The organism is Azospirillum sp. B506 (assembly GCF_000333595.1).
Lineage (GTDB): Bacteria > Pseudomonadota > Alphaproteobacteria > Azospirillales > Azospirillaceae > Azospirillum.
In genome coordinates this window covers 1-4569 of record NZ_BADK01000483.1, presented here as the reverse complement: position 1 = coordinate 4569, position 4569 = coordinate 1, and the positions used below count along the sequence as shown (strand labels likewise).

Sequence of the window (4569 nt, the reverse complement as noted above, 5' to 3'; positions counted from 1 at the left end):
GACGTACACCCGGTGCACCCGAACCATGACGGCGAGGGTTTCCGGTAATCTCCCGTCCCGATAATCTTTGATCCGGCGAATGCGCAGGCGCTTTACAAGGCCTGCGCATTCGGATAAGAAGGTGTCATGAACCGCAAGGCCCTCACCACCACTACGACCAAAAAAGCGACTCGCTTCGGCGGGCAGCGTCGTGGTGCGTGCTGATCGGATCGACCAGCGTTTCTTCCACGAGGCAGGCCCCGCCGGACAACGGACGGGGCCTCGTCGTATCCGGGGTCCGCTGTCCGAACGACCGATAGGCCGGTCCGATCAACAGTGCGAAAGACAGGACGGAACCCCGCCATGAGCAGCAACAACGCCTCCGCTTCTTCCAAGTCCCTCCGCGTCGCCGTGGTCGGCGCCACCGGCGCCGTCGGCCGCGAGATGGTCAAGGTCCTGCACGACCGCAATTTCCCGGTCGCCGAACTCGGCCTGTTCGCCTCCGAGCGGTCGGCCGGCAAGGTGCAGGACACCCCCTACGGCGCCCTGACCCTGAAGGCCTTCGATGCCGCGGTGGTGAAGGGCTATGACGTCGTCCTGATGGCGGTGTCGGGCGATTTCGCCAAGGCCCATGCCAAGGATCTGGCTTCGGCCGGCGCGCTGGTGATCGACAACAGCTCCGCCTTCCGCTACGACGCCGACATCCCGCTGATCGTTCCGGAAATCAACGCCCATGTCTTCCGCGAGGCGTACGCCGCCGGGTCCCGCCTGATCGCCAATCCGAACTGCACCACCGCCATCGCTGTCGTGGCGCTCGGCCCGCTGCACAAGGCCTTCGGCATCAAGCGCGCCATCGTCTCGACCTATCAGGCTACCAGCGGCGCCGGCGCCGAGGGCATGGCCGAGTTGGAGGAGCAGACCCGCAACCAGCTGGACGGCAAGCCGGTCACCAACAGCGTGTTCCGTCATCCGATTCCCTTCAACCTGATCCCGCAGATCGACGCCTTCCAGGAAAACGGCTACACGAAGGAGGAGATGAAGGTGACGTGGGAGACGCGGAAGATCATGGAGGTTCCGGATCTGCCGGTCAGCTGCACCGCCGTCCGCATTCCGACCTACCGCGCCCATTCCGAAGCCATCACGCTGGAGACGATCCAGCCGGTCACGCCGGACGCCGCCCGCGCCGTTCTCGCCGATGCCGCCGGCGTGAAGGTGGTGGACGATCCCGCCAACGGCGCCTACCCGATGCCGCTGAACGCGACCGGCCAGTATGATGTCGAGGTCGGCCGTATCCGCAACAACATCGTCTTCGGCGACCATGGTCTGGACCTGTTCGTCTGCGGCGACCAGCTGCTGAAGGGCGCTGCCCTGAACGCCGTGCAGATTGCCGAACTGGCGCTCTGATCGGTTGAGGTCCGCGGGGCGTTCAGCGCGTCCCGCGGATATTCCAAGGTGCATCTTGCAACAAATTGCGTGTTGCGATTATTTTATTTCCCGTTTCATCATGGGGCCGACAGCGTCCCGGAACGTCCGGGTAGAGCCGCAAGCCCATCGCTGTCACATTCAGAGATGAGGCGATGATGGATTATCTGATCAGCGACGTCATTTTGGTCGGTTGTACCTTCGTTCCCGAAGGGTTCCTGCCCTGTGACGGCAGTATCCTGACGATTGAGCAATACCAGGCACTTTTCTCGTTGATCGGCAAACAATTTGGCGGTGACGGCATCAAGACCTTCGCCCTGCCGAACCTGAAGGGGAAGGAGCCGCTGCCCGGTCTTCACTACGTCATCTGCAACAACGGTATCTATCCGAACCGGCCCTGACGGGGCAACCACGGAACCGGGCGGAACGCTCTGGAATCCGTCCGGCGCTGCTGCTATCTAATCGACGGGGGCCGATGGGCGTGTTTCGCCTGTCGGCCCTTTCGCCTTTCGCATCTCATAACGCCTCTGTCACGGGACCTCGCGCATGTCCGAACTTCAGGACGCCGTCTCCCGCCGTCGGACCTTCGCCATTATCGCGCACCCCGACGCCGGTAAGACCACGCTCACGGAAAAGCTGCTGCTGTTCGGCGGTGCCATCCAGATGGCCGGTGCCGTCAAGGCGCGCGGCGAGCAGCGTCGCGCCAAGTCGGACTGGATGAAGGTGGAGCGCGAGCGCGGCATCTCGGTGACCGCCTCCGTCATGACCTTCGATTTCGATGGGCGCACCTTCAACCTGCTCGATACGCCGGGCCACGAGGACTTCTCGGAGGACACCTACCGCACGCTGACCGCGGTCGACAGCGCGGTGATGGTGATCGACGGCGCCAAGGGCATCGAGGCGCAGACGCTGAAGCTGTTCGAGGTCTGCCGTCTTCGCGACGTGCCGATCATGACCTTCTGCAACAAGATGGATCGCGAGGCGCGCGATCCCTTCGACCTGATCTCGGAGATCGAAAGCGCCCTGGCGCTGGAGGTCACGCCGGCCAGCTGGCCGATCGGCATGGGCCGCGATTTTCTCGGCTGCTACGACCTGATCCGCGACCGGCTGATCCTGATGGACCGCAGCAAGGGCGATGAAATCGACGAGGGTATCGAGTGCAACGGCCTTGACGATCCCCGTCTGGATGAGCTGCTGCCTGCCCATGCCGTCGCCAAGCTGCGCGAAGAGGTGGAGATGGCGCGGGGCCTGATGCCGGCCTTCGACCTGGAGGCCTATCGCGCCGGCCATCTGACGCCGATCTATTTCGGCTCCGCCATCAACAATTTCGGCGTGCGCGAGCTGCTGTCCGGTCTGGCGGAGAACGCCCCGCCGCCGCGTCCGCAGCCGGCAGATCCGCGCGTTGTCCAACCGGACGAGGACAAGGTCACCGGCTTCGTGTTCAAGGTCCAGGCCAACATGGACCCCAACCACCGTGACCGCATCGCCTTTGTCCGCCTGTGCTCAGGCCGCTACAAGCGCGGGGCGAAGCTGAAGCATATCCGTTCCGGCAAGCTGATGGCGGTGAACAACGCCGTGCTGTTCCTGGCCCGCGACCGCGAGGTGGCGGAAGAGGCGTGGCCCGGCGACATCATGGGCATCCCCAACCATGGCAGCCTCCGCATTGGCGACACGCTGACCGAGGGCGAGGACCTGCGCTTCACCGGTGTGCCGAGCTTCGCGCCTGAATTGCTGCAGCGTGTCCGTCCGGACGACCCGATGCGGGTGAAGCATCTGCGCAAGGCGCTGGAGCATTTCGCCGAAGAGGGTGCGTCGCAGGTGTTCAAGCCGCTGACCGGCGCCGACTGGGTCGTCGGTGTCGTCGGCCAGCTGCAGTTCGAGGTCTTGGCTTCGCGCATCGAAGCGGAATACGGTATCGCTGCCCGATTCGAGGGGGCCGGACTGGATGCCGCACGCTGGGTCGAGACCGACGACAAGGTCCAGCTTGAGAAGTTCATCGAGCTGAACCGTTCGGCGCTGGCGGAAGACCATGACGGCGCCCTGGTGTTCCTGGCGCGCAATGCCTGGCACCTGAACCGCGCGCAGGAGGATTTCCCGGCGCTACGGTTCCTGAAGACCCGCGAGCAGAACCGCAAGGTCCATACCGCCGCGTGACGGCGATGCCCGCCCATGCGGCAGGGGCCGCGGGCGGGCATCCTTTCCGTAGAGAAACCCTAGAGATCTGCCCAAACGGATTGACGGCTTGACGGAGTCGGTCCGCTGGCGGAACGTGTGCGGGTGTGCCAGATAGTTTCGACGCATAATCAATGGCCTCCGTCGGACGGGTACGGTCGGAAAAGAGGCGGACATGACGGTGGGATTGGACGAGCTTCTGGATAGCAGCGGTTTTGTGCCCCATGGAGTCTGCCTGCTGTGGCGTCCGGACATCCTGATGCTGCATGTCGCGTCCGATGTGCTGATCGGCCTGTCCTATTTCTCGATTCCTGTGGCCCTGATCTATTTCGTCGTGCGCCGCCGCGACGTGGCCTTCGGGTGGGTGGCACTGTTGTTCGCGCTGTTCATCATCGCCTGCGGCACCACGCATTTCCTGTCGGTCTGGACTTTCTGGAATCCCGACTATGGCCTGGAAGGGCTGGTGAAGCTGATCACGGCCTTCGTGTCGCTGGCAACCGCGGCCGCCTTGTGGTGGCTGATGCCGCGCCTGCTTGCGTTGCCCAGTCCGCGGGAGCTGGAGGACAGCAACCGCGCGCTGGCTTTGGAGATTGCCACGCGGCGGGAGATGGAGGCGCGCTATTCCAATTTTTTCAACAATCTGGCCGAAGCGCTGTTCATTGTCCGGGTCGACTCCGATGGCGATTTCGCCTTCGAGGCGATCAACCCGGCACTGGCGCGGGCGACCGGTTTGAACCCTGACCTGTTGCGTGGCCAGCGGGTCGGGGATGCGCTGGGGCCGGAGGTGGCGGAGGCGATCATCCCCCGCTACACCCTGTGTCGTGACCGCGGTGAAAGCATCGATTACGAGGAGACGCTTGATCTGCCGATCGGTCAGCGGGTCTTTCATACCGTGTTGGTGCCGGTGAAGGACGCCGCCGGGCGTGTGATCCAGATTCTCGGCAGTGGCCGGGACGTGACCGAGCGCAAGCGGTTGCAGGAGGAGGTGATCCAAAC

General features: G+C 64.0%; 4 protein-coding genes. All 4 read left to right on the top strand.

The genetic code is table 11. The annotated features are described in order from the left end of the window. Positions 1-342: 342 nt before the first annotated feature. The gene (locus I71_RS14475; protein ID WP_042695557.1) at positions 343-1383 is read left to right on the top strand and encodes an aspartate-semialdehyde dehydrogenase; all 1041 of its coding nucleotides are present in this window, start codon (positions 343-345) and stop codon (positions 1381-1383) included. A 173-nt stretch (positions 1384-1556) separates the two neighbouring features. Then, a complete protein-coding gene (locus tag I71_RS14470; RefSeq protein ID WP_199902180.1) occupies positions 1557-1802 on the top strand; it encodes a phage tail protein in 246 nt (81 codons plus the stop codon). Positions 1803-1947: 145 nt separating this feature from the next. Further along, complete coding sequence (locus I71_RS14465) at positions 1948-3555, top strand: peptide chain release factor 3 (protein ID WP_042695555.1); 1608 nt, start codon at positions 1948-1950, stop codon at positions 3553-3555. A 193-nt stretch (positions 3556-3748) separates the two neighbouring features. After that, on the top strand, positions 3749-4569 hold an 821-nt coding region (locus tag I71_RS14460; RefSeq protein ID WP_042695554.1), incomplete at its 3' end, for a PAS domain-containing protein.